Here is a 25,941-nt window from a genome sequence, read left to right as displayed (position 1 = left end):
AGCCGACCCCGCCCGGCCGATAACGGACAAGCACTATAAGGAGTACAGGTGAGCACCTCCACCGTCACTATCCCCAACGACCTTCTGCCCCGTGACGGACGATTCGGCGCCGGCCCCTCCAAGGTCCGCCCCGAGCAGGTCGCCGCTCTCAGCGAGGCCGGTGCACAGCTGCTGGGCACCTCCCACCGTCAGGCCCCGGTGAAGAACCTGGTGGGTTCGGTGCGCGAAGGCATCACCCAGCTGTTTTCCGCTCCCGAGGGCTACGAGGTCATCATGGGCGTCGGTGGCTCCACCGCATTCTGGGATGCCGCATCCTTCGGGCTGGTGCGCAATAAGGCACAGCACCTGAGCTTCGGAGAGTTCGGTTCGAAATTCGCCAAGGCCACCAACAAGGCCCCTTTCTTGGAAGCGTCCTCGATTCTGACCGCCGAGCCGGGGACTCGCCCCGAGCCTGTCGCCGAGACCGGTGTGGACGTCTACGCCTGGCCGCACAACGAGACTTCGACCGGAGTGTCTGCGCCCGTGCAGCGCGTAGCCGGCGCGGATGCCGATGCCCTAGTGCTGGTGGATGCCACGTCCGGTGCGGGCGGCTTGCCCGTGGATGTCGCCGAATCCGACGTCTACTATTTTGCCCCGCAGAAGAACTTTGCCTCCGATGGCGGCCTGTGGTTGGCTCTGTTCTCCCCCGCCGCGCTGGCCCGGGTTGAGGAGATCTCGGCATCCGGTCGCTGGATCCCGGACTTCTTGGACGTGAAGACCGCTGTCGATAACTCGGTGAAGAACCAGACCTACAACACTCCGGCGCTGGCCACTCTGGTGATGCTCGATGAGCAGCTGTCCTGGATGAACTCCAACGGCGGGTTGGACTTCACCACCGCCCGCACCAAGGATTCCTCGGACCGGATCTACACCTGGGCCGAGCAGTCGACCTTCGCCACCCCGTTCGTGACGCGTGCGGAAGACCGTTCCCAGGTGATCGTCACTGTCGACTTTGACGAGGCCGTCGACGCCGCCCAGGTCGCTTCGATACTGCGCGCCCACGGTGTGGTGGACACGGAGCCGTACCGGAAGCTGGGACGCAACCAGCTACGCATCGCCACCTTTGCCGCGATCGAGCCCGAAGATGTGTCGGCACTGCTCTCCTGCATCGACCACGTGGTTGCGCAACTCGGCTAAGTCGGGCCCGCCCGGCAGGGCATCAGACTGCAGAGGGCCGAACCCTATCCGGGTTCGGCCCTCTGCTGTGGTGCGGCGAGGTGCTGTTATTCAGCCTCGTGCGCGGCCTGCTCGGCTCGTTGAGCAGCCTTTTTCGCGGCTTTCCGCTCGGCTTTCTTCTTGGCCTTTTTGGCGGCCTTCTTTTGGGCGGCCTTGGCTGCCTTTTTCGCGGCTTTTTCGGCGTCGTCGTCGGTATCCGACTCTGCCTCAGGGGTCACGGCGTCGTCAGCATTGCCTGCGTGAGAGTCCGACGACTTCTTCTTGGACTTGCCACCCTTGCTCTTGGACTTGTTCTTCTTCTTGCCCTTGCTGGAGGGTTCCGAAGAGTGAGACGAGTCTGAGGATTCCTGTGAGGTGCTGTCCTCGGCGTGCTCGTCGTCCTCGGTTTCACCGCGGAACTCGGCCAGCGCTTTCTCCGGGTCTCGTCCTTCGGCGATGGCACGCAGGCGCACGCGCTCTTCTTCGGAGGCGCGTTCGGACCACGGCACCCACGGCGGAGAGAGCAACGCACCCTCACCGGGGAGCATGCCCACCTCGCACACGGTCAGCGTCTTGCTGCGCGGGGCGCGGGCCAGGGTGCAGAACCATTCCCAGCCGCGGTAGCCGCGCACGTGGGCAACGAACCGGTGGGTGACCACGCGGTCGTCGTCGGCCATCGCACTGACGTGCTCACCGAGCTCGGCCGCGTCGACCGATTCCAGTAGCGCCTCGCGGGCGGTCTCCACCGCGGCAGCCAGCGTCTGGTCAAGCTTGGGCCGACGACGGCCGGAGCGCACCGGACCCAGGGTCAGGCTCTCCTCGGGGGGAGCGTCAAGGGTCTCTGCGGGCTCAGGCATCGAGATCGTCCGCCACCTTCCGTAGCACCTGGGCGAGCTTCTCTGACTGCGAGCGTGACGGGTAGGACCCCTTACGCAGCGAGGTGGAGGCGGTGTCCAGCCAGCGGATCAGGTCATCCATGATGGTGGCCATATCCTGCGGCTTCGGGCGCTGATTGCGCACCACGGAGGTGCCGCGGTCGATCACGGTGGCGGACAGGGCCTGCAGGCCGCGACGGCCTTCGGCGATTCCGAATTCCATGCGGGTGCCGGCGCGCAGCTCGGTCACCCCGCTGGGCAGGGCCGAAGAGGGCAGGTGAACTTCCTGACCATCATCGCTCTGCAGAAATCCGAAACCCTTCTTCGAATCGTAAAACTTCACTTTGCCGGTGGGCATCTTCTTCGTTTCCTCTTGCGTACATTGTCGTGACACGGGCTCCACCCTCGACGCGGACTAGCCGATGCGGCTCTAGTGGCTAACATGCTGCGTCGCGTCGCAGTGGCCGCTACCGGAGACGGAATCGTCGTCACGCCCGATAGCGGGAGAGTCTATAGTTCAGACAAGGATACCCCCTGGCACGCTTCGGCGTAGACTGAGCAGATGACCACACCGACCGCGCCACGCCACACCACCACCCCCTCGGCCCCGCTGATGGCAGCACCCAGCGTCGCTCCGGTGCCGCTCGGATTGCAGGTGCTGCTCTGGGTCGGCGTCGTCATGACCCTGGCATCGTTTGTCGCCACGGTGGCACTGTTGGTGGTCTATTTTGTGGGCACCGCGCAGCTGCCCGCGCTGTTCTGGTTGGCGCTGTTCGCGTTCCCGATCGGCTTCACGTTGATTCTGCTCTACCTGGTGATCGCGGCCCTGCGGCGCCGTCGGCAGGCGTGAGTCGAATCCCGACACGCCCCCTCGCCACGATGAGCGCGGCCGCGGATTCGTGATGACCACGCTGCTTCAGCATCTGAGTGACCGCAGCGACGATGAGTTGCGTCTTCTGTTCCGGCTCCGCCCCGACCTCTGCATTCCCGGGGTCGCTGACTTCTCTGCGTTAGCAACCCGCGCTTCCACCCAAATGTCGGTGTTGCGCGCTCTGGAGCGACTGAACGAACCGCAGTTACAGGCGCTCTCTACCGCGGTGGTACACGGGCAGGACTCTGTGAGCCTCGCCGAGCTGGCTGCCCTGCTGGCCCCGGATGCGGCTGAGCACGAGGACGAATTAGCCGCCACGGTGGCTGAGTTAGTCGAGCGGGTGCTGCTGCTGCCAGCAGAGGACGAGCGGTGGAACGTGCCCGGCCCGGTGCACCGCGCCCTGGGCACCTATCCGGCGGAGCTGGGTCGCCCCGCGGCGGTGCTGGGATCCGACCATTCGGCGCGCAGCCGGGAGGAGATTCGGCGGCGGATCGTAGAACACCCGTCGGTGACCCAGGAGGACGACGCCGCCAGGGTGCAGCGCGGTCTCGAGTTACTCGCTCACTCCCCCGTGGCCCGGGTGCCGGATCCGGCCGGTGCGGTACTGACGGTGTTGCTGGACACCGGGATCCTGGTGCGGGTCACGGAGGACACCGCCGAGCTGCCACGAGAGACCGGGCTGGCGTTGCGTGGCGGCACCCTGTTTCCCGCGTTTTCGATCGCCCCGCCCACTTCCGGAGCGGCCCGGGTGCTTCCGATGCTGGTCAACAACGCGGCGGCTGCTGCGATCTCGGACCTCCTGCGGGGGATGACTCACCTGGTGCGCGCGGCGAGTTCGGCCCGTGGGGTGCCCACGCTGCGCTCCGGCGGGGTCGGGGTGCGCGAGGTGCAGCAGTTGGCGCGCCGTCTCGACGCCGACGTCGAGGACACCACCTGGCTGCTGGAACTGGCCGCTGCAGCAGATGTCATTGCCCTGAATCCTGACACCTCCCGTTGGGAATCCCGCTACACCACGGCACTGTGGGGCCGGTTGCCGCGCCACCGGCAGTGGCACCTGCTGGCGGCCGGATGGCTGAGCAGTCAGCGCGCCCCCTTCACGGCCCCGCTGGCCGCTCCGGCACAACAGCGATCTTCCTCTGCGTCAGGTGCTACTCCGGGTCGCGCACTCGCCCCGGACCGGGCACGCGCCGACGCCCCACGGCTGCGCCAAGGACTGCTCGACGCCGCCGCCGACCTCGACGCCCGGCATCCCGGCACCGCCGTCGTCAACGAGCTGGAAACGTTCCGCCGCTGGCAACACCCCCGCTCGATTACTCGCACCCAGGCTTTTACGACCCCGCTGGCGGGCGAAGCCGAACGGCTGGGGCTCTTCGGAGCGCAGGCCCTCACCTCCCCGGGCCGGGCGCTGGCCGAGCAGGGTCTCGAGGGGCTCGACGCCGCCGCAGATGCCGTGGCTGAACTGTTGCCCGCCCCGATCCGCACCCTGCGCCTGCAGGCCGACCTCACCGCGGTCGCCCCAGGATTCCTTGACCCCGAGCTGGCGGCACATCTGGAGCGCTTCGCCGATGACGAGGGCGACGGCACCGCCGCGGTATTCCGGTTCTCCGCCGAGAGTGTGCGCCGCGGACTCGATGATGGGCTCACTGCCGAGGCGATGCTGGAACTGCTCGCCGCGCACTCCTCCGATGCCCTGCCGCAGACCCTGCGCTACCTGATCGACGACACGGCGCGCCGGCACCTGGCCCTGGCCGTTCACCGCGCCGGCGCAGTGCTGACGGTGGAGGAGCCGGCCACGCTGACCACCCTGCTGGCGATGCCCGAACTGGCTCCGGCCGGACTGCAGCGGCTCAGTGACACCATAGCCCTGAGCCGGCTCGACGACGCCGAACTGCACGCCCTGCTCGCCGAAACCGGACGCCGGGCCGCCCGCCGCGGGCACCATACCGAGAACTCCCGATCCCCACTGATCCCCGGGCCGGGCGGCGCCGCTGTCCCGACCGGTCGTGTGACGCCTGCTTCCGGTCTCGCCGTCACGGTGGCCTCCCAACAGCTCACCGAGGACGACATCGAGGCCCAGATCCGACACCTGCGCACAGCCCCCACCCGACCGACCCCGACGGGTGAGGGCCCCGAGGAACTCATCGCCGGGCTCACCGAGGCCGCCGCACACCGGCGCGAACTCTCCGTGACCACCGCCAACCACCAGGGTGCTCACGTCACCCGGCGCCTGTTGCCCACCGCCGTCGGCGATGGCCGGCTGCGCGGCCGCGACCTGCAACGCGATACGGACGTCATCGTCCCGCTGCACCGCGTGGTCTCCGCCGTCCCCGTTCATCCAGCGCAACCCACCGAATCCACCGTGCCTGCTGAGGAGCATTCGTGACCGAGTCCACCGGCGCCCTGATCGTCCAGTCCGACAAGACCGTGCTGCTCGAGGTCGACCACCTCGCCGCCACCGAGGCGCGCGGTGAGCTCGCCAGCTTCGCGGAACTGGAGCGCGCCCCGGAACACGTACACACCTACCGGATTACCGACCTGGGGCTGTGGAACGCCCGCGCCGCCGGGGTCGACGCCGAGCAGGTGCTGGACGTGCTGCTGCGCCACTCCCGCTATCCGGTGCCGCACTCCCTGCTGATGGATATTGCCGATGTGATGTCTCGGTACGGCCGGCTGCGGCTCGAACGCGACGAACAGCACGGCCTCGTCATGCGCACCACCGACTACCCGGTGCTCGAGGAAGTGCTGCACGCGAAGAAGACCGCCGAGCTGTTCGGTCCGCGCATCGACGCCACCACTGTGGTAGTCCACTCTGCGGCCCGCGGCCAGCTGAAACAAGCGCTCATCAAAATCGGGTGGCCCGCCGAAGACCTCGCCGGCTACGTCGATGGCACCCCGCATCCCATAGCCCTGACCGACGGCAAGGACGACCCCGACGCCGACCCAGACTCCAGCTGGGAGTTGCGCCCCTACCAGCAGCTCGCCGTCGAGAACTTCTGGGCAGGCGGCTCGGGCGTCGTCGTGCTGCCCTGCGGCGCCGGCAAAACCCTGGTCGGGGCCGCCACCATGGCCACCTCCTCGACCACCACGCTGATCCTGGTCACCAACACCGTCTCGGCACGCCAGTGGAAAGCGGAACTGCTCGCACGCACCACCCTCACCGAATCCGACATCGGTGAATATTCGGGCTCCGCTAAAGAGGTCCGCCCCGTCACCATCGCCACCTACCAGGTACTCACCACCAAACGCGGCGGTATCTACCCGCATCTTGAACTGGTCGACGGCAACGACTGGGGGCTGATCATCTACGACGAGGTCCACCTGCTCCCGGCCCCGATCTTCCGGATGACCGCGGACCTGCAAGCTCGACGCCGCCTCGGACTCACAGCAACGCTGGTTCGCGAGGACGGGCGCGAGGCCGAGGTGTTTTCCCTCATCGGCCCCAAACGCTACGACGCCCCGTGGAAGGACATTGAGGCCCAGGGGTACATCGCCCCGGCCGTGTGCACCGAGGTGCGGGTGGACCTGCCCCACGACGAACGCGTCACCTACGCCATGGCCGAGGACGCCGATAAATACCGCCTCGGCGCCACCTCCGAGGTGAAACTACCCATCGTCCACGCTCTGGGCCGCCGTCACGCCGGAGAACAGCTGCTGGTGATCGGGCAGTACCTGGACCAGCTACGCGAAATATCCGAGCTGCTCGGGGCTCCGCTGATCACCGGCGACACCTCGGTGAAGGTCCGCCAGCAGCACTTCGATGCCTTCCGAAACGGCGACGAACAGGTGCTGGTGGTGTCCAAGGTTGCCAACTTCTCCCTGGATCTGCCCGAGGCCACCGTCGCTATCCAGGTGTCCGGTGCTTACGGTTCCCGGCAGGAAGAGGCCCAGCGGTTGGGTCGGCTGCTGCGCCCCAAGCAGGACGGCCGCTCGGCGCATTTCTATACCATCGTCACCCGCGACACTCTCGACCAGGACTACGCCGCCAAACGTCAGCGCTTCCTCGCCGAGCAGGGCTACGCCTACACGATCATCGACGCCGAGGACGTCACCGCCAGCTGATCGCGTTCAGCTGAAGTCACAGCTTCGGCCAGCCAACATCTAGCCAATGCACAGCTTCCACCGTCACACTTAACGACATGAACTCAGAGAATCCTGAAGCAAAGCTGCTCGTCGTCGACGACGAACCCAATATCCGCGAGCTGCTCTCCACCTCCCTGCGCTTCGCCGGGTTCGAGGTGGTCGCCGCCGCCAACGGTCGGGAGGCCCTGGCCGCCGCAGAACAGGAACAGCCCGATCTCGCCGTGCTCGACGTGATGCTGCCCGATATGGACGGCTTCACCGTCACCCGCAAACTCCGCGCCGCTGGCAAACACTTCCCGGTGCTCTTCCTCACCGCCCGCGATGACACCGAAGACAAGGTCACCGGCCTCACCGTGGGCGGCGACGACTACGTGACCAAGCCCTTCTCCCTCGACGAGGTCGTGGCCCGCATCCGCGCGGTGCTGCGCCGCACCGCTTCACTGGAGGACGACGAGGCCGTCCTGCGCGTAGATGATCTGGAGCTCGACGACGACGCCCACGAGGTCCGCCGTGCCGGGGAGATCATCGACCTCTCCCCCACCGAATTCAAGCTGCTGCGCTACCTGATGATGAACCCGAACCGGGTGCTGTCGAAGTCGCAGATCCTCGACCACGTCTGGGAGTACGACTTCAATGGGGACGCCTCCATCGTGGAGTCCTACATCTCCTACCTGCGGCGCAAGATTGACCGCAAGGACCTGCCGAACATGATTCAGACCAAGCGTGGCGTGGGTTACCTGCTACGGTCGGCGGACAAACGCTAAGTCTTGGCGTCCCCCACCAAACAGATTCCGGCGCGCCCGAGCCGACCGCCTCGGGTGCGCCGTGGTTTTGCACCCTTCCGCTGGATCTCCAGCACCTGGCGCGCCGCCTCCCTGCGTTCCCAGCTCGTGGTGATCACCTCGGTGCTGATGATGGCCACCGTGTTCATCACGGCCCTGCTCACCAGCTCCCTGTACCGCCAGGAGCTGATGCGCCAGATCGACGAGGACATCCACGCCAACGCCGGAGCGGTCTCCACCTTCCTGATTACCCTGGGCAGCTCCAGTGAGCTCGACAGCGACTCGGTGCAGCAATCCATCGTCCGGTTCTACGCCGAGGCGTGGGACAACGACGGCAACGTCACCGTCGCCATCCGCACCCGGGCCGACTCCCCCGATATCCCGCCGCTCACCGAGGAAGAAGTCAACGCCCACGGCACCGAGGCCTACAACGTGCCCGGCACCGCCGATGACTCCCGCGGCTGGCGCGTCCAGCTCTACCGCCTCGAATCCGGAGCCGGCTCCATTGCCATCGCCCTACCCTTGGACACCGTCTACGAATCCGCCGACCGGGTCACCACCCTGGTGGTCACCATCGGCCTGCTCGCCACCCTCGGTGCTTCTCTCATCGCCTACACGGTGGTGACCCGCGCCTTCGGACCCTTCAACCGAATGGAACGTACCGCGGCGGCCATTGCGGCCGGGGACCTCTCCCAGCGCATCACCAACGGCCCACCCGACACCGAAGTGGGCCGACTCTCGCGCTCCCTGAACGCCATGCTCGCCCGCATCGAGACCGCATTCCGGGCCAAAGAAGTTTCCGAAGACAAGATGCGCCGGTTCATCCAGGACGCCTCCCACGAGCTACGCACCCCGCTGGTCACCATCCGCGGCTACTCCGAGCTCTACCGTCACGGCGGCATCGTCAAGCCCGACGACGTCGCCACCGCCATGAGCCGCATCGAGTCAGAATCCACCCGGATGACCCACCTGGTCGAGGACCTTCTCACCCTGGCCCGCTTGGATGAGCAGCGCCCCCTGGACCTGGTGCCGTTGGATCTGCTCATGCTGGCCACCGACGCCGTCGTCGACACCCGGGTCAACGCCCCGGACCGTACCGTGTCCCTGGTGGGAATCGATTCTGATCTGCCCGCGTCCGCTCCCACCATCGGCGACGAACACAAGCTGCGCCAGGTCATCGTCAACCTGGTCACCAACGCGCTGCGCTACACCCCGGAGGGCACCCCGCTGGAGATCGCAGTGGGCACCGTGGACGTGCTCTCGGGACTCGACGACGACGGCTCCGCCGGCGCATTGGGCTCGGATCGCGGGGTGGCACGCGATGCCGTCATCGAAATCCGCGACCACGGCCCCGGCATCTCGGAAGAGGATGCGAACCGGATCTTCGAGCGCTTTTACCGCGCCGATACTTCCCGGCACCGTGAGACCGGTGGCACCGGGCTCGGCCTGGCGATTGTCGCCGCCATCATCGCGCAGCACGACGGCTCCGTGCGCCTGAGCGAAACCGAAGGCGGCGGCGCCACCATGTCGGTGCGCCTGCCCTGGCATCCCATCGAGGACGACGAGGATTCGGAGGATTCCGACGCCACCGAGGAAGACGAGAACGGCTCCTCCACAGCCTCCTGAGCCACGGGTCTTCTCCCCCACCGCAGGCTCGCGGCTCGGCCCACTCCGCACCAGACTTCTAGCGTGGTCATCAGAACGGACAGCCCGTTCCCCGACGACGACTCAGGAGACACCCATGGCACTGGTTCAGATCGACACCGACGACCTTCTCGCGAAATCCTCCGCCGTGGAGGGTTCCATTGGGAGGTTGCAATCCGAAGTGAACGCAATGGAAGCCCACCTCCGCCAGCTACAGGACACCTGGCGCGGACAGGCGTCCAATAATTTCCAGGAGGTACTCACTCAGTGGCGCGCCACCCAACTTCGGGTGGAAGAGTCGCTGACCTCCATCCGTACCGCCATGAGCCACGCCGCGGACCAGTACCTGCAGACGGAGACTGCGAACGCCTCCATGTTCCGCGGATAGTCACCTCCGTGACCTGCGCGCACGAATATCGCCCCGTTGAAAGGTGAACGCCATGGTTCCGGCCTGCATCCTCGGTAGGCTGGGACCATGGCAGTTCTCATCGATCCAGCTCGGTGGCCGGCACATGGCACCGTCTTCTCCCATCTGGTCTCAGATGAATCGCTGGATGAGCTGCACCGATTCGCCCGCGCCAATGACGTCGCCCCGCGCGCCTTCGACGGCGACCACTACGACGTGCCCGTGGAAATGTACGGGGATCTCGTCGCTGCCGGCGCCGTGGAGGTCTCCGGCAGCGAGCTGGTTCGCCGCCTCGTCGCCTCGGGGCTGCGCATCCCCGCCGCACAGCGCCCCAGCAAGCTGCAGAAAATCCTGCACCAGCGCTTCGACCGGCTCTTCCCCGGCACCTCGGAGCTGGACCGGGATCCGATCGCCACAGGTCTGATCGAGCGCTGGCGCGAACCTCACCGGCACTACCATGACCTCTCGCACCTGCTCTCGGTACTCAAAGCGTTGGATCTGTTGGAGCGACAAGGCGAATCCTTTGGCCCCTACCCGCGGGCCGTTAAATTGGCGGCGTGGTTTCACGATGCAATCTACCTAGGAAGTCCGGCCCGCCCCCCGGGGCAGGATGAAGAAGACTCCGCCCGGCTGGCCGAGCGCACCCTGCCCGAGCTGGGGCTGCCGGCCTCAGAGATCATCGAAACGGCCCGGCTGGTGCGGCTGACCTTTACCCACGATCCCCACGAGGACGATCCCGGCGGCCAGGTGCTCTGTGATGCCGACTTGGAGGTGCTGGGACGCAATCCGGGCGCCTACGGCCGCTACCGTGACGCCGTCCGGCAGGATTTCGCCCATATCCCCGACGAGCAGTTCTTCGCCGGTCGGGAGAAAGTGCTGCGGTCATTGCTGGCGCAGAACCCGATCTTCAACACCCGCACCGCGATCAAACGCTGGGAACGACAGGCGCGCAAGAATCTCATCGCCGAGCTCTACCCCTCGGGCAAGGCCCGCAAGAAATCCGACGAGACACCAGAACAGCCCGACGAGACTCAGCAAGAGTAGCGAACCACAAAACGACGGTGGCCCGCACTCCGTTCAGGAGTGCGGGCCACCGTCGGTGATCCTCGGGTCAGCGAGGCGTCATCCGTGATCAGCTGATCACATCATGCCGCCCATGCCACCCATCGGGTCCATGCCTTCGCCGCCGCCGGCCGGAGCCTTCTCGGGCTTGTCTGCGACAACGGCCTCGGTGGTCAGGAACAGACCGGCAATGGAGGCCGCGTTCTGCAGTGCAGAGCGGGTCACCTTCACCGGATCGTTCACGCCAGCCTTCAGCAGGTTCTCGTACTCGCCGGTGGCGGCGTTCAGGCCTTCACCGTCGGCGAGGGACTGCACGCGGTCTACCACGACGCCGGGCTCGAGGCCAGCGTTCAGGGCGATCTGCTTCAGCGGAGCCTCCACAGCGACCTTGACGATGTTGGCGCCGGTGGCCTCATCGCCTTCCAGGTTCAGACCGGCCAGCACCTTGGCGCCAGCCTGGATCAGGGCCACGCCACCGCCGGCGACGATGCCCTCTTCCACGGCAGCCTTGGCGTTGCGCACGGCGTCTTCGATGCGGTGCTTGCGCTCCTTGAGCTCCACCTCGGTGGCAGCACCGGCCTTGATGACAGCCACGCCGCCGGCCAGCTTCGCCAGACGCTCCTGGAGCTTCTCGCGGTCGTAGTCGGAGTCGGTGTTCTCGATCTCAGCGCGGATCTGGGCTACGCGGCCGGAGATCTGGTCGGCGTCGCCGGCGCCCTCAACGATGGTGGTCTCGTCCTTGGTCACCACAACCTTGCGGGCGGTGCCGAGCACGGAGATATCAGCGTTGTCCAGGGACAGGCCGACCTCTTCGGAGATGACCTGGCCACCGGTGAGGATGGCGATGTCGGCCAGCATGGCCTTGCGGCGGTCACCGAAGCCGGGAGCCTTGACGGCCACGGACTTGAAGGTGCCGCGAATCTTGTTGACCACCAGGGTGGCCAGGGCCTCACCCTCGACGTCCTCAGCGATGATCAGCAGCGGCTTGCCGGACTGCATGACCTTCTCCAGCAAGGACACCATGTCCTTGACGTTGGAGATCTTCGAGTTGACGATCAGGATGTAGGGGTCCTCCAGGACAGCTTCCTGGCGGTCGGCGTCGGAGACGAAGTAACCGGAGATGTAGCCCTTATCGAAGCGCATACCCTCGGTCAGTTCGAGGTCCAGCCCGAAGGTGTTGGACTCCTCGACGGTGATGACGCCTTCCTTGCCCACCTTGTCCAGGGCCTCGGCGATGAGCTCGCCGATCTGGGTGTCAGCGGCGGAGATGGACGCGGTCGCGGCGATCTGCTCCTTGGTCTCGATCTCCACAGCGGAATCGAGCAGCTGGGCGGTCACAGCTTCGACAGCCTTGTCGATACCGCGACGGAGGGCGATCGGGTCGGCACCGGCGGCCACGTTGCGCAGGCCTTCCTTGACCAGGGCCTGAGCCAGCACGGTCGCGGTGGTGGTGCCGTCGCCTGCGACGTCGTCCGTCTTCTTGGCGACTTCCTTGACCAGCTCGGCGCCGATCTTCTCGTAGGGATCCTCGAGCTCGATCTCCTTGGCGATGGACACGCCATCGTTGGTGATGGTGGGGGCGCCCCACTTCTTCTCGAGAACGACGTTACGGCCGCGGGGGCCCAAGGTCACCTTCACGGCGTCGGCAAGGGTGTTGAGCCCCTTCTCCAGGCCGCGGCGAGCCTCTTCATCAAATGCAATGGTCTTAGCCATTTGTCGCAGTCCTTTCTGGACGGGTCTTGATGTAGGTACCTCGGCCCGAGTTAGCGCCCGCGACGGCTGGTCGACGCACTGGTAATCGACCCAACTAACTCGAGAAAGCTCTGGCAGTCAGAGCCCGAGAGTGCTAACCCCATTTTTAGCACTCACCCCTGGCGAGTGCAAGTGCTTGACGCCCGGAACGAACTGCGACGGTCAGTCGGCGAAGTCGTCGGCGAGGACCACGGCGATGGCACCCATGCTGGGCACGTGGACGGCGGTGATGCCAAGCTCGTCGGCGATGGCCTGAGCGGTGGCTTCGTCGTCAGCGTAATACACGACCGATGAGGACACGGCGGAGCCCTGCCAGTTCGCGGTGATCGGCACGTTGAAGCCCGCACTGGTCAGCTGCTGGGTTGCTTGTCCAGCCAGCCCCGGCGTCATGGTCGCGTTGTAGACCTCGATGCCCTGGCTGTAATCGACGTTGGCGGCACCGGTCGGGTCCGGCTCCTCCCCGCCCTCCAGGTCGTCGCCCGCTCCCGCTTCGCCACCGGTCGGGTCGGTCTCATCGCCCCGGGCAGCGTCCTCGTCAGTGGCCTCAGCTTCACCAGCCCCGGCATCGGTCTCAGCGTCGGCGTCCGTGCCGGAAGGATCGGCGGGGGCTTCGGTGGTCTGCTCATCCGTGGGTGCGGAGGCACCGAACCAGTCGTTGCGCAGCTGGGGCAACAGGAGGAAAGAGACGATGCCCACGACCAGCGCCAACGCGGCGGCGATGATCAGCACATTGAGCCCGGTGTTGGACTCGGGCTTGGCGACGGCGGCGCGGTGAGCACCGACCTGGTCGGTGTATTCCGGGACGTCATCGTAGTGGTCCTGCGGATACTTGGTCATGAGCTCCCCTGCTCTGGACTGCCGTGGGCACGAAATCGGGTCGATCTGAGTCTACGCAATCGTCGCACTACCAGAGGTTTATAGGCCAGGGCGCGTTCGTCGTCGAGCAATCGGGCGAGAATCTGATAGTACGTCGTCGCCGAGAGCCCGAACGTATCGCGGATGGCCTGGTCTTTCGCTCCCTGGTAGGTGAAACGCTGTTCTTCGAAGGCGAGGATGTTCCGGTCCCGCTCAGAGAGCTCAGAGCCGGGCATGGATCGCTCCTCGTTGAATCGGTAACCAGCATAACGACGGGTGTCGGTGATCCTCCATTTTACGCGCTCGGACGTCGGCCATGGTCCCGACGGCTGGTTAGGCTGGTGGGATGCTGATCTCTGACGTACGTGAACCCCTGGATCAGGGCTGGGATGCGGTGCTGGCCGAGCACACCGGCACCTTCGCCGCGTTGGCGGAAACCCTGCAGGAGCGGCAGAAATCCGGGGAACAGGTGCTGCCGGCGGCCGAGAATATTCTGCGCGTGTTCCGCCAGCCCTTCGATGAGGTCAAGGTGCTGATCCTGGGTCAGGACCCCTACCCCACCCCGGGACATGCGGTGGGGATGAGTTTCTCCGTGGCCCGCGACGTGCGTCCCCTGGCGCGTTCGCTGACGAATATCTATCGGGAACTGCACGACGACCTCGGCATCGCCCCGGCCGAGCACGGTGATCTCACCTCGTGGGCCGAGCAAGGTGTGGCCCTGCTGAACCGGGTGCTCACGGTGCAGGCCGGCACACCGGGCTCGCACCGTGGCCTGGGGTGGGAGCAGATCACCGAAACCGCTGTACGGGCGCTGGCCGCTCGGGACCAACCACTGGTGGCGATCCTCTGGGGCAACGATGCCCGCCGCATGGCCCCGGTGTTGCAGACGGGCGAGCACGTGCTGGTGATCGAGTCCGCCCACCCCTCCCCGCTGTCGGCACGTCGCGGGTTCTTCGGTTCGAAGCCCTTCTCGCGGGCCAACGAGTTTTTGCGGGCCCAAGGTGCGGAGCCAGTGGACTGGCAGGTGCGCTGACCGCTCGGCTCAGCGGCGGCCGATGCGCCGTCGTTCGTTCCCTTGCAGATTCGAGGTGAGCGGGCGGGCTAGGGTGTCGCCCAGCACGGAGCCGGCTGCGACCGCCAGGATGACGATGGAGGCCATCACCATGCCGACGATGCCGCTGACGGCACCGGTGTTCATGGCGATCTCGTACATGGAGCGGAAGATGGCCAGACCGGGCAACAGGAACAGCACCGAGGGCACCGCGATCACCAGCTGCGGTGCACCGAGACGCAATGCGACCATGCGCGCTAGGAAACCGATGATGACGGCGGCCACGGCAGGTGAAATCACCGGACCGAGTCCCAGGAACAGAGCGAATTCGTAGCCGATGAATCCGAGGGTGGCGACAATGCCGGTGGGCAGTAGCAACCGCCACTCGGATTGCTCCGCGGCCGCCACTCCAGCCGAGGCGAAGAACACCAGGATGCCCAGCACCCACACAGGGTACGAGTTGACCGGGGCTGCGGTCACGTCGACCTCGGGCACCCCCATTTGTGAGGCGGACACGGCGGCCAGCACGATGCCGCCAACCATGGCGACGTAGGTCAGCGCTGCGGAGACAAAACGGCCGGCCGCGGTGATCGGGAAGCCGTTGATGCCGTCCTGCACCGCGGAGACGATGCGCCCCGAGGGCAACATGATCATCAAGATGCCGGCCACCACCGTAGCCGGGTCCTTGAACACGTCGAAGGAGAACAACCCTAACGAGATCACGGTGGCCAAGAACCCACCCAGCATGGTGGTGAAGAACTCGGGCGCTCGCAACCGGGCCATGGAATACATGGCGATCACCACGACGGCCGCCGACACCAGCGTCATCAGCCCGGCCAGCGGGCTGCCACCGATGTAGAGCACGAACAGGGCGGCGAACAGGGCGTTGGCCGACACCGTCATCCACGGCCGGAACGGCTTGCGCCGGTGCCGGATTTCAGCCAGTTGCCGCTCAGCGTCTTCGCGGGTGATGTCGCCGGATGCAATCGCGGAGACCAACCGATGTAAGAACGCCAGCCCGGCGTAGTTCTGCGACCAGGAGCGCACCACGCGCTGCAGCGTGTACGGAGTCTCCCCCGGAGGCGCATAGTTCAGCGAGAACGCCTGGTTGGTGATGTCGATCTCGGTCTCGTGCACCCCGTACGCCTGGGTGACCACGATGATCGAAGTCTCCACCTCCAGGGCGCCGGCACCGAAACGGAACATGGTCTCCCCCAACTTCATGGCGAAGTCCAGGGTGTTGCGAATATCGGCGGCCTCAGCGGCCTTCTGGTATTCCTTGCGCGCTGCAGCTGCAAACGGGCTGGTTTCCAGGCGGCTCACCAGGTTCATCACCTGAGTAGGCATCCGCTCCTGGTACGGTTCGGCCGGCTGGGACTCTGACTCCTCACGACGGCGCGGGCGACGCGCGGGCAGGCGCAGACCGCGGGACGGGCGGCCGGTCGAGGTGCCCGGCTCTCGCTGAGCTTTCCGGGGGCGGGTTGGTTGCGGGCGGGGTGCTTCCGGGGCGGAGATCACCGGCAGCGCGCCGACGGTCGGGGCGGGCTCGGGATCCGCCGCGGGCACCGTGTAGAGGTCACGGGTGTCCGTGCTCGGCGTCTCCGTTGCCGACAGCGCAGCCGTGGGCGCGGTCTCAGGGCCGAACCCGTCCGAGGGGTCCATCTGGGGCGCCTGAGCGTCCGGGTTGGGGAGGGTGACCGCGGGACGGATCACGGGAATGGTGATCTGGCCGGTGGCTGGCGCCGTTTCTGATTCCATGGCCGCACCGGCGGCGGTAGAACCGTGCGGCACCTCATCGGGTGAGGATGCGTCGGGGTGCGGTTCGCGGGTCATTCGACCACCTCCTGTCGGCTCACTCGCGGCCGTCGGCGGACCGCGGGTCCGTGACGGACCATCTCTGATGTGTGTGTCATGACGCCTTCGCGGCGGTGAACCACGATCGACGAGGAATGGAATTTCACGGGCGGACGACCCGCTCTTAACGAGATCAGGACCCCTGTACAGGGCCCTGATGGGTGGTGGATCTTACTGGACTCGAACCAGCGACCTCTCGCGTGTGAAGCGAACGCTCTAACCAACTGAGCTAAAGATCCAAGCGACTTAGTGAGTTTAGCAGAGAAGACCGGCGCGCAGAAATCCATCGTGCGTGAGAAACGCAACCGTCACGACCTGGGGTTGATCATAAGATGGGCGCTATGCCCGCTACCCCCTCCGAGCTCGCACGGGAACAGCCCGACCCTTCATTCTGGTCGCATCCCGCCCTGCGCACCGGCGTCTCGGTGGCCATCGCTACTGGACTGTACGGTATCTCTTTCGGCGCCCTGGCCGTCACCGCCGGGCTCTCCGTCTGGCAGACCATCGCCCTGAGCGCCCTGATGTTCACCGGAGGATCCCAGTTCGCCTTTATCGGAGTCCTCGGCGGCGGATCCGGAGCCCAACTGGGCGGGGCCGCCACCGGGGCTGCCTCGCTGCTCGGGGTGCGTAACGCCGTCTACGGCATGCAGATGAAGGCACTGTTGCGTCCGCGCCCGGCCCTGCGACCGCTGGCGGCGCACGTGACCATCGATGAGTCCGCCGCCACGGCCGCCACGCAGACAGACCGCCGTGGCATCAGCATTGGTTTCTGGAGTGCCGGCATCGGTGTTTATCTGCTGTGGAATCTGTTCACGATTGTCGGCGCGGTGGCAGGGACCGCGCTCGGTGACCCAGCCAACTGGGGCTTGGATGGTGCGGCCACCGCAGCGATGCTGGGGCTGCTCTGGCCCCGGTTGCGCAGCGGCAACACCTGGGCACTGGCGGTCACCGCCGCCCTGGTCACTTCGATTACCCTGCCGATGTTGCCGGCCGGGCTGCCGATTCTGTTGGCCGCCGCCGTCGCCGGCATCTGGGGCTGGTTCATTGCCGAGCCGCGCCCCCGCGCCGAGATTCTGCGAGAGGAGGCCTCATGAGCCTGTGGTTCTGGATACTGCTGGCCTCGGTGATTGCCTTCGCCACCAAATTCGTGGGCTATTTGATGCCACAGGCCTGGCTCGAGCACGAGCGGGTGCTGCGCACCGCCAACGCGGTGACCATCGGACTCCTCGCAGCATTGGTGGCGATGAACGCCCTGGGTGATGGCACTTCACTCACCGCGGATTCTCGCATCGGTGCGCTTGTTGCCGCTGCGGTAGCCCTGATCCATCGGGCTCCGTTCCTGGTGGTGGTGCTGGTCGGCGCGATCGTCGCTGCGGGACTGCGTCTGCTGGGCTTCCCCTAAACCGGGTTTCTTCAGCCCTGGCGGCGGCGCGATCCTCCGGTGGAGTGCGTCGGCAACCAGTCGTATCCAAAGACCCGGCCGCGCAACGTCTGCGACTGCTGCACGTCGACGTCCGTATGGTCCGGCACGGCGTCGAGGTATCCGCGAGCACGCAGTTCGGGGCTGACGTGTTCAGCGAAGGCTTGCAGGTCGATGTGACGCAGGGCGTAGTCGACGTTGAAGCCGTCCACCCCGGCCTCGGCCATCCACCGCTCCAGTTCGTCAACGACCGTCTTGCCCGAGCCGATGATCACCGGGCCGCGAGCGCCAATGGCCATATAGGCGGCCAAGTCTGCCACGGTCCACTGCCGGTCCGGGTCCATGGAGGTGAACGATTGCAGTGCGGAGCGGTTGCCCTCGATGTGCACTTCTTCGATCACGTCGTCGCCGGAGAGCTGGGCCAGGTCCAGGCCGGTCCACCCGGCGAACAGGGCCAGCGCGGCGTCCTCGTCCACGTAGTGGGTGTAGTCGCGGAACCGTGCCTGCGCTTCTTCATCGGTGGCAGCGGCGATGACGGTGATCGAGGTGATCAGCCGCACCTCGTCGCGGGCGCGCCCGGCCGCCGCCAGACGCGCTTCTACCTGGTCCACCAGTTGGCGTACGTTGGCCGGGGAGGTGCCCGAGAAAAAGAGCGCTTCGGCGTGCTTGACGGCAAAGTCGATACCCCGCGGTGACGAGCCCGCTTGGAAAAGCAAAGGGGTGCGCTGCGGACCCGGCGTCACCAGCGCGGGCCCAGGCACCGAGAACCACCGGCCCTGGTGGTCGATGGTGTGCACCTTGTCGGGGTCCAGGTAGGTGTTCGCCGCGGCGTCGTTCACCACAGCGCCGGGCTCGACCGAGGCTTCCCAGAGCCCGTAGACGACGTCCATGTATTCATCGGCCCGGTCATAGCGCTCGTCGTGGCGCATGAGCTCTTCCGTACCGAGATTGCGCAGCGCCGACTGTTGGTAGCCGGTCACGATGTTCCAGCCAATACGCCCGCCGGTGAGGTGGTCGAGCGTGGCGAAGGTGCGGGCCAGCAGGTACGGGGGCAGGTAGGAGACGTTCGCGGTGACGCCGAAGCCGATCCGTTCGGTCGCCGCCGCCAGCGCGCTGATCAGCAGTAGCGGATCGAGCGCCGGGTACTGCATGCCGGCCTGAATCGCAGTGCGCCCCGACCCGTCGTACACGTCGTACACCCCGGCCACATCGGCAAAGAACACGGTGTCGAAGCCCGCGGATTCCAGCAGTTGCACGTGCTCGACCCAGAAACTCAGGTCGGTGAACTGGTCGGGATCGGCATCGGGGTGACGCCAGAGCCCGGACGTCTGGTGAGTGGGCACCATCATGTCGAGCGCGCTGAGGAACATGGCTCTCATTGTCACACGCGGATTCACCTCACCCGCGCAGGTGCTCGCGGAGTGACGTGCACCTCGGCCTAGAATGGCGGTGCACCCAACACGCTAGCGCGGCAGGAGGAAAACGATGACGGACCCTCGTCCTCTGGATCATTCCGACCGCGCCGCACACCGCGCCTGGCAGCATCAGTACGGCCAACTCATCGAGGAACTTCTGGCCTCCGAAACGTGTACGTGCACCTGGGCGACCGAGCGGATCCGCCAGTGGGGCGGGACGTACCTGGATCACCGTTATCGCACCGAATCCGACCCACAGTGCCCGCAGCACGGACACGAACACGCCTCATGGTGGTTACGCTGATCCGCTCATGAGGCGTGCTCGGTCGTGATGATTCCGGCCGGTCCTTAGAGCAGCACGGCCCCCAGAATCCAGACCACGATGAAGGCGGCGAGGCCTTCGATCCCGGAGGCCACCGTCAGCGTGCGGTATGCCGTGCCCACCGGGATGCGGCTGAGCTGCGACACCACCCAGAAGAAGGAATCGTTGGCGTGCGAAACCACCATCGCGCCTGCACCGATGGCCAGCACCGTCAGCACCATGCCCAGGTCAGATCCCAGCCCCATGGACGGCAGCAGCGGTGCCATCATCGCCGAGGTGGTCACCAGGGAGACGGTGGAGGAACCCTGCGCGGTCTTCAGTGCGGCGGCCACCAAGAACGGAACCAGCAGTCCCAGCCCCAGTGAGCTCAGCCCATCAGCCAGGAAGTCGGTGAGACGGGAGCCGCCCAGCACCGCACCAAACGCGGCACCGGCACCGGTGATGAAGATGATGGGGCCGGAAACGGTGACCGCCTCGGAGATCTGCGCGTTGAACCGTTCGAGCTTGCCCTTGCCGCGCATCAGCAACACTGCGGATGCCAGGCCAAGGATGAGCGCGATCAGCGGGGTGCCCAGAAAGATGATGATCTCGGTGACGATGCTGTCACCAAACGGCTGGGCGGGCAGCTTCGCAATCGAGGACAGCATGATGAGCACCAGGGGCAGCACGATCGGAAAGAAGGAGGCGGCCGCCGAGGGCAGTTTTCCGTAGCTGGAGCGCAGTTCCTCGTAGGTCTTGTTGTCCAGGTCGGATTCCGACGTCGGCTCCAACAGCGGCAGCGTGCTCTTGGAGAAGCGCTGCGCGTAGAGCAGGCCCGCCATGGCGGCCACCATGGCCACCGGCAGACCCACCAGAATCAGGAAGTCCAGGTTGTGGGAGATGCCGACGTTTTCCGCTGCTGCCAGTGGACCGGGGGTGGGAGGTACCAGGGTGTGTGTCGCGTAGAGGCCGGTCATCAACGCAATAGCAGTGGCGATGTGTGAGACCCCGGTGCGCACGGTGATCGCCTTGCGCAGGGAGTTCAGAATCACGTAGCCGGAGTCGCAGAACACCGGAATAGACACGATGTAGCCGACCAAGCTCATGGTGAGGTTGGGGAATCGCGGTCCCAGCACTCTCACCAGAAAATCGGCCATAGCGATCGCCGCACCGGAACGCTCGAGGATCGCCCCGAGCATCGTGCCAACCAGAATCACCAAACCGATATTGCCGATGGTGCTTCCAAACGCTCCGCCAATGGCGGTGACGACTTCGTCCATAGGCACGCCGTAGGCGAATGCCGCGATGATGGCGGCACCCAGTAGTGCCAGCAAGGGGCTAATTTTCCACCGCGCGGTGACCAGCACGATGCCGATCACCAACACGATCAGAACGATGAGTTCATACATTTCGGGGGTGCTTACTTCAAGGGGTTCGTCACGACGGTGTGCGTTGGAGTGATGAGGTGAGTGACAGAGGGGATGCGCGTCAGGGTGTCAGCAGCAGACGAGCAACTTGATAGGCGGTCCAGGTCAGGTTCTCGGCGGTGTGCGGCGCCGTCTCCTCCAGAGTGCCCGGACCGCGGCCGATGGAGAACGCCGCTGTCACGCCACTGGCCTGCAGCGCCTCGGCATCCACGGCCACCTGGCCGGCCAGGACGATCATTGGGGTCGTTTCTGCGGTGAGCTGCCGGACGCCGTGGATGACTTTGCCGTCCAGCGACTGGGTGTCGAACCGGCCTTCACCGGTGAACACGAGGTCCGCTTGACCGATTTTTTCGGCCGCACCGAGTGCGTCGCTGACCATTTCCCATCCGGGCACTAGCTCGACGGTGAAGAAGGCATAGAGCAGCGCTCCCAGCCCGCCGGCCGCGCCCAATCCGGCCACGCCATCGAGGGATTTTCCGCCAGATTCCGCCACCACCTCAGCCAGGTGCTTCAGGCACCGGTCCAGGTGCTCCACGTCTTCAAGAGCGGCGCCCTTCTGTGGGCCGAAAACATGCGCCGCGCCCTGCGGCCCGGTGAGCGGGTTGGTGACGTCGGTGGCAATGCGCCAGGTGACGTCTCGTACTCGAGGATCAATTCCGGAGAGGTCGATGGTGGCAAGGTTCAGCAGCGAACCACCACCGTCGGGCAACTCGACGCCGTTCACATCGAAAAAGCGCGCGCCGAGTTCGCGCAGCAAACCGGTACCGGCATCGGTGGTGGCTGATCCGCCGATGGTCAGCAGGATTTCGTCCACGCCTTCATCAAGGGCGGCGCGCACCAAAGTGCCCACTCCCCGCGTGGTGGCTTCGGCAGCCCGTAGCGGGACATCGCTCACGGCGGCGAGCCCGTTCGCCTGGGCCGCCTCGATCAGTCCGATGCGGCCATCGGCAGAGACGGCGTACTCGGCATTGCAGGGCCGGCCGATCGCGTCCGTGGTCGTACAGCTCTGGGCAGATGTCCCCCACGCGGCGAGCACTGCATCCAGGGTGCCTTCTCCCCCATCGGCAAAGGGCAGTTCATCGACAATGATGTCCTGTTGCGCTTCACCCGCTGCACGACGGACACCATCAGCGATGGCCGTAGCCACCCGACGGGCGTCGAGGGTGCCTTTGAAGGAGTCAGGAATCACTGCCACACGTAGTGGCGACGGTCGATCTGCACGGCTCATCCTTGCAGATTATGACACAGGTCACATCTATTTCGACGTGCAAAAGCACTACATCGCGCACCTAGTCAGGAGCCGAATATGTGCAGATCACCCAGTGCCGCGCGGGCATATACGGATAGCAGCAAGGCGGATAGTTCCGCCCCGATCCTCGGATCGTGCCCTGTGCGTGCGATGATCTGGTCGATCCGCTGAGCCATGGTGTTCCGATGGATGTACAGCCCCGCAGCCGCGGCGTGGCTGGAAGAGTGCTCGCCTAGTGCCAGCACCGTTCGACACTGTTCTCGGGTCAGCTTGGACACTACCTCGGCACGGTGCGAGATGGCGGTCCGCGGCATCGAGGCCACCACCGAGGCAATCTCCCACCGCCACATCGGTGGCTGTTGCATCTCGTCCGACTCAGTAGAGGCGTTGACTGCGGGGAAGATCCCCGGGGTCGCGCAGGCGTGGCGCAAAGTGACCGCTTGCGCTTGGAGCTGTGCCATGGAGGATGCGGCCGGTACAGCGATGCGTCGCTCGTCCACCAGCTTTCCTCCCCGTGGCGCGGAGGCACCAGACCGTAGCGTCCAGACCGCGCCGAAGAGTTCGGCTGCCATGACCCCCGGCGTCCTGTTGAGTCGGCGCAGCCGTTCACTCAACCGCCCCGGCGTGACCGTCCGCAGAGGGTCCTGAGCGTCGATGTTGAGGCTGACCGCGAGCGTCCACGGCCCCAGGATCGACAGCGCGGACAGGCGCGAGCCGAGGTCGCTGGGATCACTGGCCCCGGAGCTCAGGGCAGCGAGCACATCGCGGGCTTGGGTGTCCCGTTGAACGTCGTCGTTGATTTGCCGTTCTTGAGTGAGCAAGAGTTCCACGGTCAGGGCGATGAGCTCGGCCGTGGAGCGCACCTCGTCGGGGTTGCCGGTGAGTCCCACAACACCGCGGACCGCACCGTCGTGCCACAGCGGGATGTTCACGCCGGGACGCACGCCCGATTCATCGTCACGGTCCCAGATCTCCACGGAATTTTGGGCGGCCACGACCTGCAGTGCGCCTGCGTGGTGAGTGCCCACCCGATCCGGGTCAACCGCAGCGATGATCACACCGTGGGAGTCCATGATGTTGATGTTGTGACGCACCGTGGGTTTGATGGTGTCGATCACGTGCTGCGCCATGTCACGCGTCATCAGCTCCGGAGCACGCTTCTTCATTTCATGAACGGTATCAGTGCATCTTGGCTAGTCGCCTCCGATAGGTGCTGGCGGTGTCACTGGAGAATTTTCAATGCGTCCCGGATTCGAGGGAGCGCTTTCGGGAACGAGCTCGCAACCTTCAGTAACCGCGCCGGAGTGTTCCCTCGATTCCGTAGCCAACGACGGAGTACTTCATACGCAACGTCACTTCCTTCCCGGTGCATCAGTCGAAAGCTGTCAACGATGCTCCGTTCAGCCGAGTAGATCGCCACGATGGAGCCGCCGGCATCCGCGTGCTCACGACCGATCGAAAATGTTGCTGGATTGAAGCTATGCCAGGTCACGTTCGAGAGACCGGTTGGCCGATGGGCCCCTCGAGGAAGTGCGATATCGGAAGCAAACGGGACCACATCACTCCGGCCGTGGTGAACGAGTGCACTCGCCAGGCACAGTGTGGCATCGCCACGCAGAGCCGTAACGATGGCTATTGCAGTAAGTTCTGGCTGAATAACGTCTGGACGCAGATAGACACCTCGCTCAACACGCTCGATTTCGTCTCGCTGGAGCAAGGAATAGACATGTTCCTTGGTCAGACCGACTGAGCGCGCATCTTCAAGAGTGAAGGCAGCAGGAATAAGCTCGGATATCGGCATCACGGCCTCCTCACCCTTTACACATCAAGGGTATCGGTAGAGAGTTAGGATGGACCGGTTCGAATTTCTTGGCTCACCGCCGCAGGTTCTTGAATCGTCGATGACCGCTATTTTCCGCCCAGATGCCACGCAATGATGTCGAGAGCCCGAAGCCTAGTAATTTGCACGTCCGGCAAAGCTAGTTTGGTCACTTCTTCTAAGAATGCTCGGTTCTTAGTGAGATCTTCCTGCAGTAAAGGCAACCACGAACGAACATAGTCCCGATGCGACCGATTCCTGTCTTTCGGAAGCGGCGCCGCGTCGCCTTCGGAGTATGTGCGCCATACTTGCTTGTCGAAGAGCGGAAGTAGAGCAGGTAGCTTTCGATGAAGGACCTTACTGAGCTTGGTTTTGCCGACCTGTGGAGTCGGCGCGTATTCGTCGAGCACACCGAAGAGATCAGCAATGGCGTCGAGAGTCTCGTCACCAGCGTCTTCGAGCGTTCCGTCCAATGCCGGGTCAGCAAGCCGTTCATTCAGCGGCGCCAGGAGGCGACGAAACGTGTAGAAAGTGGGGATCGGCTTTTGCCCTGCGTTAAGCAATGAAACCGCCAAAAGGTCGGCGTCCCCGACAACCTTCGACGCGGTAGAACTCTCGTAACTGTCGTATGCCGGATAGGCCCATTTCCCTTCTTCGGTTAAATACGCTTCGGCATAGCAAAGAAGTTTCTGCGCGGAACTTGAGCGTCCGCCCACCGTGATCATCTGGTCTCCCATAGCAAGACCCTACCAGGCGAAAATTCAACGACGAAGGCCCTCACTTTGCTCTGGATCTCCAGAATGCGTGAAGGCCTTCGTCGTCTTCAGTGGTGTGGTGGAGCCCCCTGCCGGATTCGAACCGGCGACCCTCTGTTTACAAGACAGATGCTCTGGCCAACTGAGCTAAGGAGGCGGGATCGTTCACGTGCCAATTTCGTGACAGCTCGAGAACGACCTTATCTAGGGTAGCGGAAAATCAGGCACCCTGGTGCTCGTCGATGATGGACTGGGTCCACTCAGCGAAGCCCTGGTCGGCGCCGTCCACGGCCCAGTTCTTACCCTGCACCCACACGGAGGGGGTACCGGCCACGCCGTCGGCCAGTGCGAGATCGGAGGTCCAGTCCACGAACGGACGGTAGGTGTTCCCGTCAACGCAGGAGCTGATGTCCACGCCGAGACCGGAGGCCATCTCCTTGAGCTCATCATTGCTCATGCCCTGACCGTCGTAGGCGGCGAAGATCTGGGCGATGTAATCGTTGTAGGACTCCGGGGACTCCTCGGCCACGCAGATGGCGGCGTTGGCTGCGCGGGAGGAGTAGTTCTCGGTGCCGGGCGAGTCCAGGAAGTTCACGAGGCGGTATTCCAGGGTGATGTCTCCGGCATCGAGCCACTGATTGAGCTGTTCACCGTTGGTCTGCTCGAAATCGGCGCAGTGCACACAGTTCGGATCGGCGTAGACGATAACGTTCACGGGCTCGCCTTCGGCGGAGGCTTCGGCGCCTTCCAGCTCGGAGGGCTGACCGTCGCCGACATTGGCTTCACCGACGGATTCGACGTCGACCTCTCCCACGTCAGCACCGTCGGCGATCTCCGTGGTGGAGGTCAGCACGACGCCACCCTGCTCGGTAGCAACGGCCGGAGCGGGGCCAGTGGTGGGGATGGAGCGGGAAGAGTTCATCCAGATAAAGCCGACGACCACCGCGACGACCACCACCACGACACCCACGATCGACCAAATGGTGATCATCTGGTTGCGCTTTTCACGCTGACGCTGCTGCTCTGCCATCTGACGTGCTTTATCGCGCGCCGATTCCTGACGTTCCTTCTTCGAAGGGCGGTTGTTCGAGGCCATGAAGTCTGTTGGTCCAATCGTGGTGGGTGCCGG

The 25,941-nt window shown here is 65.1% G+C and carries 25 protein-coding genes and 2 tRNA genes; 12 read left to right on the top strand and 15 right to left on the bottom strand.

Annotation, left to right across the window (positions count from 1 at the left end):
* The first annotated feature begins 48 nt into the window (after positions 1-48).
* Positions 49-1,176 carry a phosphoserine transaminase gene (gene serC, locus P8192_RS03920; RefSeq protein WP_278158654.1) on the top strand — a complete coding sequence of 376 codons (1,128 nt, stop codon included), beginning with the start codon at positions 49-51 and terminating at the stop codon, positions 1,174-1,176.
* Positions 1,177-1,262: 86 nt separating this feature from the next.
* Here serC and P8192_RS03915 read toward each other — a convergent pair whose 3' ends face one another.
* Together P8192_RS03915 and P8192_RS03910 are read right to left on the bottom strand one after the other, a co-directional pair.
* A complete protein-coding gene (locus tag P8192_RS03915) occupies positions 1,263-2,051 on the bottom strand; it encodes a DUF3027 domain-containing protein (protein ID WP_278158652.1) in 789 nt (262 codons plus the stop codon).
* Positions 2,044-2,427, bottom strand: coding sequence for a cold-shock protein (locus P8192_RS03910; protein WP_270106041.1), 384 nt, complete (start codon positions 2,425-2,427; stop codon positions 2,044-2,046). Before P8192_RS03910 ends, P8192_RS03915 begins: the two co-directional genes overlap by 8 nt.
* A gap of 204 nt (positions 2,428-2,631) precedes the next feature.
* Between P8192_RS03910 and P8192_RS03905 the strand changes: the two genes are divergently transcribed.
* The 7 genes from P8192_RS03905 to P8192_RS03875 all read left to right on the top strand — a co-directional run bounded on the left by P8192_RS03905 (position 2,632) and on the right by P8192_RS03875 (position 10,896).
* A complete protein-coding gene (locus P8192_RS03905; RefSeq protein WP_278158650.1) occupies positions 2,632-2,919 on the top strand; it encodes a hypothetical protein in 288 nt (95 codons plus the stop codon).
* A gap of 52 nt (positions 2,920-2,971) precedes the next feature.
* Positions 2,972-5,323 carry a helicase-associated domain-containing protein gene (locus tag P8192_RS03900; RefSeq protein ID WP_278158648.1) on the top strand — a complete coding sequence of 784 codons (2,352 nt, stop codon included), beginning with the start codon at positions 2,972-2,974 and terminating at the stop codon, positions 5,321-5,323.
* Complete coding sequence (locus tag P8192_RS03895) at positions 5,320-6,999, top strand: DNA repair helicase XPB (RefSeq protein ID WP_278158646.1); 1,680 nt, start codon at positions 5,320-5,322, stop codon at positions 6,997-6,999. The genes P8192_RS03900 and P8192_RS03895 overlap by 4 nt, the downstream gene beginning before the upstream one ends.
* Positions 7,000-7,076: 77 nt before the next feature.
* On the top strand, positions 7,077-7,784 hold the full coding sequence (locus tag P8192_RS03890; protein WP_270106045.1) for a response regulator transcription factor: 708 nt from the start codon (positions 7,077-7,079) through the stop codon (positions 7,782-7,784).
* Between the two features lie 3 nt (positions 7,785-7,787).
* On the top strand, positions 7,788-9,428 hold the full coding sequence (locus tag P8192_RS03885; protein WP_431521136.1) for a sensor histidine kinase: 1,641 nt from the start codon (positions 7,788-7,790) through the stop codon (positions 9,426-9,428).
* A gap of 115 nt (positions 9,429-9,543) precedes the next feature.
* The gene (locus P8192_RS03880; RefSeq protein ID WP_270106046.1) at positions 9,544-9,834 is read left to right on the top strand and encodes a WXG100 family type VII secretion target; all 291 of its coding nucleotides are present in this window, start codon (positions 9,544-9,546) and stop codon (positions 9,832-9,834) included.
* A gap of 87 nt (positions 9,835-9,921) precedes the next feature.
* Entirely contained in the window at positions 9,922-10,896 is a 975-nt protein-coding gene (locus P8192_RS03875) for a DUF4031 domain-containing protein (RefSeq protein ID WP_270106047.1), read from the top strand.
* Between the two features lie 96 nt (positions 10,897-10,992).
* Here P8192_RS03875 and groL read toward each other — a convergent pair whose 3' ends face one another.
* The 3 genes from groL to P8192_RS03860 all read right to left on the bottom strand — a co-directional run bounded on the left by groL (position 10,993) and on the right by P8192_RS03860 (position 13,757).
* Positions 10,993-12,627, bottom strand: coding sequence for a chaperonin GroEL (groL, locus tag P8192_RS03870; RefSeq protein WP_270106048.1), 1,635 nt, complete (start codon positions 12,625-12,627; stop codon positions 10,993-10,995).
* Between the two features lie 201 nt (positions 12,628-12,828).
* Positions 12,829-13,503, bottom strand: coding sequence for a LytR C-terminal domain-containing protein (locus P8192_RS03865; RefSeq protein WP_278158642.1), 675 nt, complete (start codon positions 13,501-13,503; stop codon positions 12,829-12,831).
* A complete protein-coding gene (locus P8192_RS03860; protein WP_270106050.1) occupies positions 13,500-13,757 on the bottom strand; it encodes a DUF3263 domain-containing protein in 258 nt (85 codons plus the stop codon). Before P8192_RS03860 ends, P8192_RS03865 begins: the two co-directional genes overlap by 4 nt.
* Before the next feature lie 110 nt (positions 13,758-13,867).
* On the opposite strand from P8192_RS03860, the gene P8192_RS03855 reads away from it, so the two are divergent.
* Entirely contained in the window at positions 13,868-14,554 is a 687-nt protein-coding gene (locus P8192_RS03855; RefSeq protein ID WP_278158640.1) for a uracil-DNA glycosylase, read from the top strand.
* Between the two features lie 9 nt (positions 14,555-14,563).
* Here the strand turns inward: P8192_RS03855 and P8192_RS03850 are convergent, their stop codons facing one another.
* Entirely contained in the window at positions 14,564-16,405 is a 1,842-nt protein-coding gene (locus P8192_RS03850; RefSeq protein ID WP_278158638.1) for a threonine/serine ThrE exporter family protein, read from the bottom strand.
* 183 nt (positions 16,406-16,588) lie between these two features.
* A tRNA-Val gene (locus P8192_RS03845) sits at positions 16,589-16,665 on the bottom strand.
* Between the two features lie 102 nt (positions 16,666-16,767).
* Between P8192_RS03845 and P8192_RS03840 the strand changes: the two genes are divergently transcribed.
* Both P8192_RS03840 and P8192_RS03835 read left to right on the top strand, forming a co-directional pair.
* Positions 16,768-17,520 (top strand): AzlC family ABC transporter permease, encoded by a 753-nt coding sequence (locus P8192_RS03840; RefSeq protein ID WP_270106053.1) that lies wholly within the window; start codon positions 16,768-16,770, stop codon positions 17,518-17,520.
* Positions 17,517-17,828, top strand: a complete 312-nt coding sequence (locus P8192_RS03835; protein WP_278158635.1) for an AzlD domain-containing protein — start codon at positions 17,517-17,519, stop codon at positions 17,826-17,828. The genes P8192_RS03840 and P8192_RS03835 overlap by 4 nt, the downstream gene beginning before the upstream one ends.
* Before the next feature lie 11 nt (positions 17,829-17,839).
* Here P8192_RS03835 and P8192_RS03830 read toward each other — a convergent pair whose 3' ends face one another.
* A complete protein-coding gene (locus P8192_RS03830; RefSeq protein ID WP_278158633.1) occupies positions 17,840-19,216 on the bottom strand; it encodes an NtaA/DmoA family FMN-dependent monooxygenase in 1,377 nt (458 codons plus the stop codon).
* Positions 19,217-19,331: 115 nt separating this feature from the next.
* Here P8192_RS03830 and P8192_RS03825 point away from each other — a divergent pair, with 115 nt between their 5' ends.
* Positions 19,332-19,565, top strand: coding sequence for a hypothetical protein (locus P8192_RS03825; RefSeq protein ID WP_278158630.1), 234 nt, complete (start codon positions 19,332-19,334; stop codon positions 19,563-19,565).
* A 44-nt stretch (positions 19,566-19,609) separates the two neighbouring features.
* Here P8192_RS03825 and P8192_RS03820 read toward each other — a convergent pair whose 3' ends face one another.
* From P8192_RS03820 to P8192_RS03790, 7 genes are all read right to left on the bottom strand, one after another.
* The gene (locus P8192_RS03820) at positions 19,610-20,971 is read right to left on the bottom strand and encodes a GntP family permease (RefSeq protein WP_278158628.1); all 1,362 of its coding nucleotides are present in this window, start codon (positions 20,969-20,971) and stop codon (positions 19,610-19,612) included.
* 79 nt (positions 20,972-21,050) lie between these two features.
* Complete coding sequence (locus P8192_RS03815; RefSeq protein ID WP_278158626.1) at positions 21,051-22,217, bottom strand: glycerate kinase; 1,167 nt, start codon at positions 22,215-22,217, stop codon at positions 21,051-21,053.
* A 65-nt stretch (positions 22,218-22,282) separates the two neighbouring features.
* On the bottom strand, positions 22,283-23,404 hold the full coding sequence (locus P8192_RS03810; protein WP_278158624.1) for a sugar diacid recognition domain-containing protein: 1,122 nt from the start codon (positions 23,402-23,404) through the stop codon (positions 22,283-22,285).
* A gap of 56 nt (positions 23,405-23,460) precedes the next feature.
* The gene (locus tag P8192_RS03805) at positions 23,461-24,039 is read right to left on the bottom strand and encodes a type IV toxin-antitoxin system AbiEi family antitoxin domain-containing protein (protein WP_278158622.1); all 579 of its coding nucleotides are present in this window, start codon (positions 24,037-24,039) and stop codon (positions 23,461-23,463) included.
* Positions 24,040-24,146: 107 nt separating this feature from the next.
* Positions 24,147-24,794 carry a DUF6308 family protein gene (locus tag P8192_RS03800; RefSeq protein WP_278158620.1) on the bottom strand — a complete coding sequence of 216 codons (648 nt, stop codon included), beginning with the start codon at positions 24,792-24,794 and terminating at the stop codon, positions 24,147-24,149.
* A gap of 98 nt (positions 24,795-24,892) precedes the next feature.
* Positions 24,893-24,969 (bottom strand) — tRNA-Thr (locus P8192_RS03795).
* Between the two features lie 63 nt (positions 24,970-25,032).
* Positions 25,033-25,908 (bottom strand): DsbA family protein, encoded by an 876-nt coding sequence (locus P8192_RS03790; protein ID WP_278158618.1) that lies wholly within the window; start codon positions 25,906-25,908, stop codon positions 25,033-25,035.
* Positions 25,909-25,941: the final 33 nt, after the last annotated feature.

The organism is Citricoccus muralis (genome assembly GCF_029637705.1).
Taxonomy (GTDB): Bacteria; Actinomycetota; Actinomycetes; order Actinomycetales; family Micrococcaceae; genus CmP2.
The sequence above is the reverse complement of the archived record's forward strand: the minus strand, read 5'-3'. Positions and strand labels throughout refer to the sequence as shown.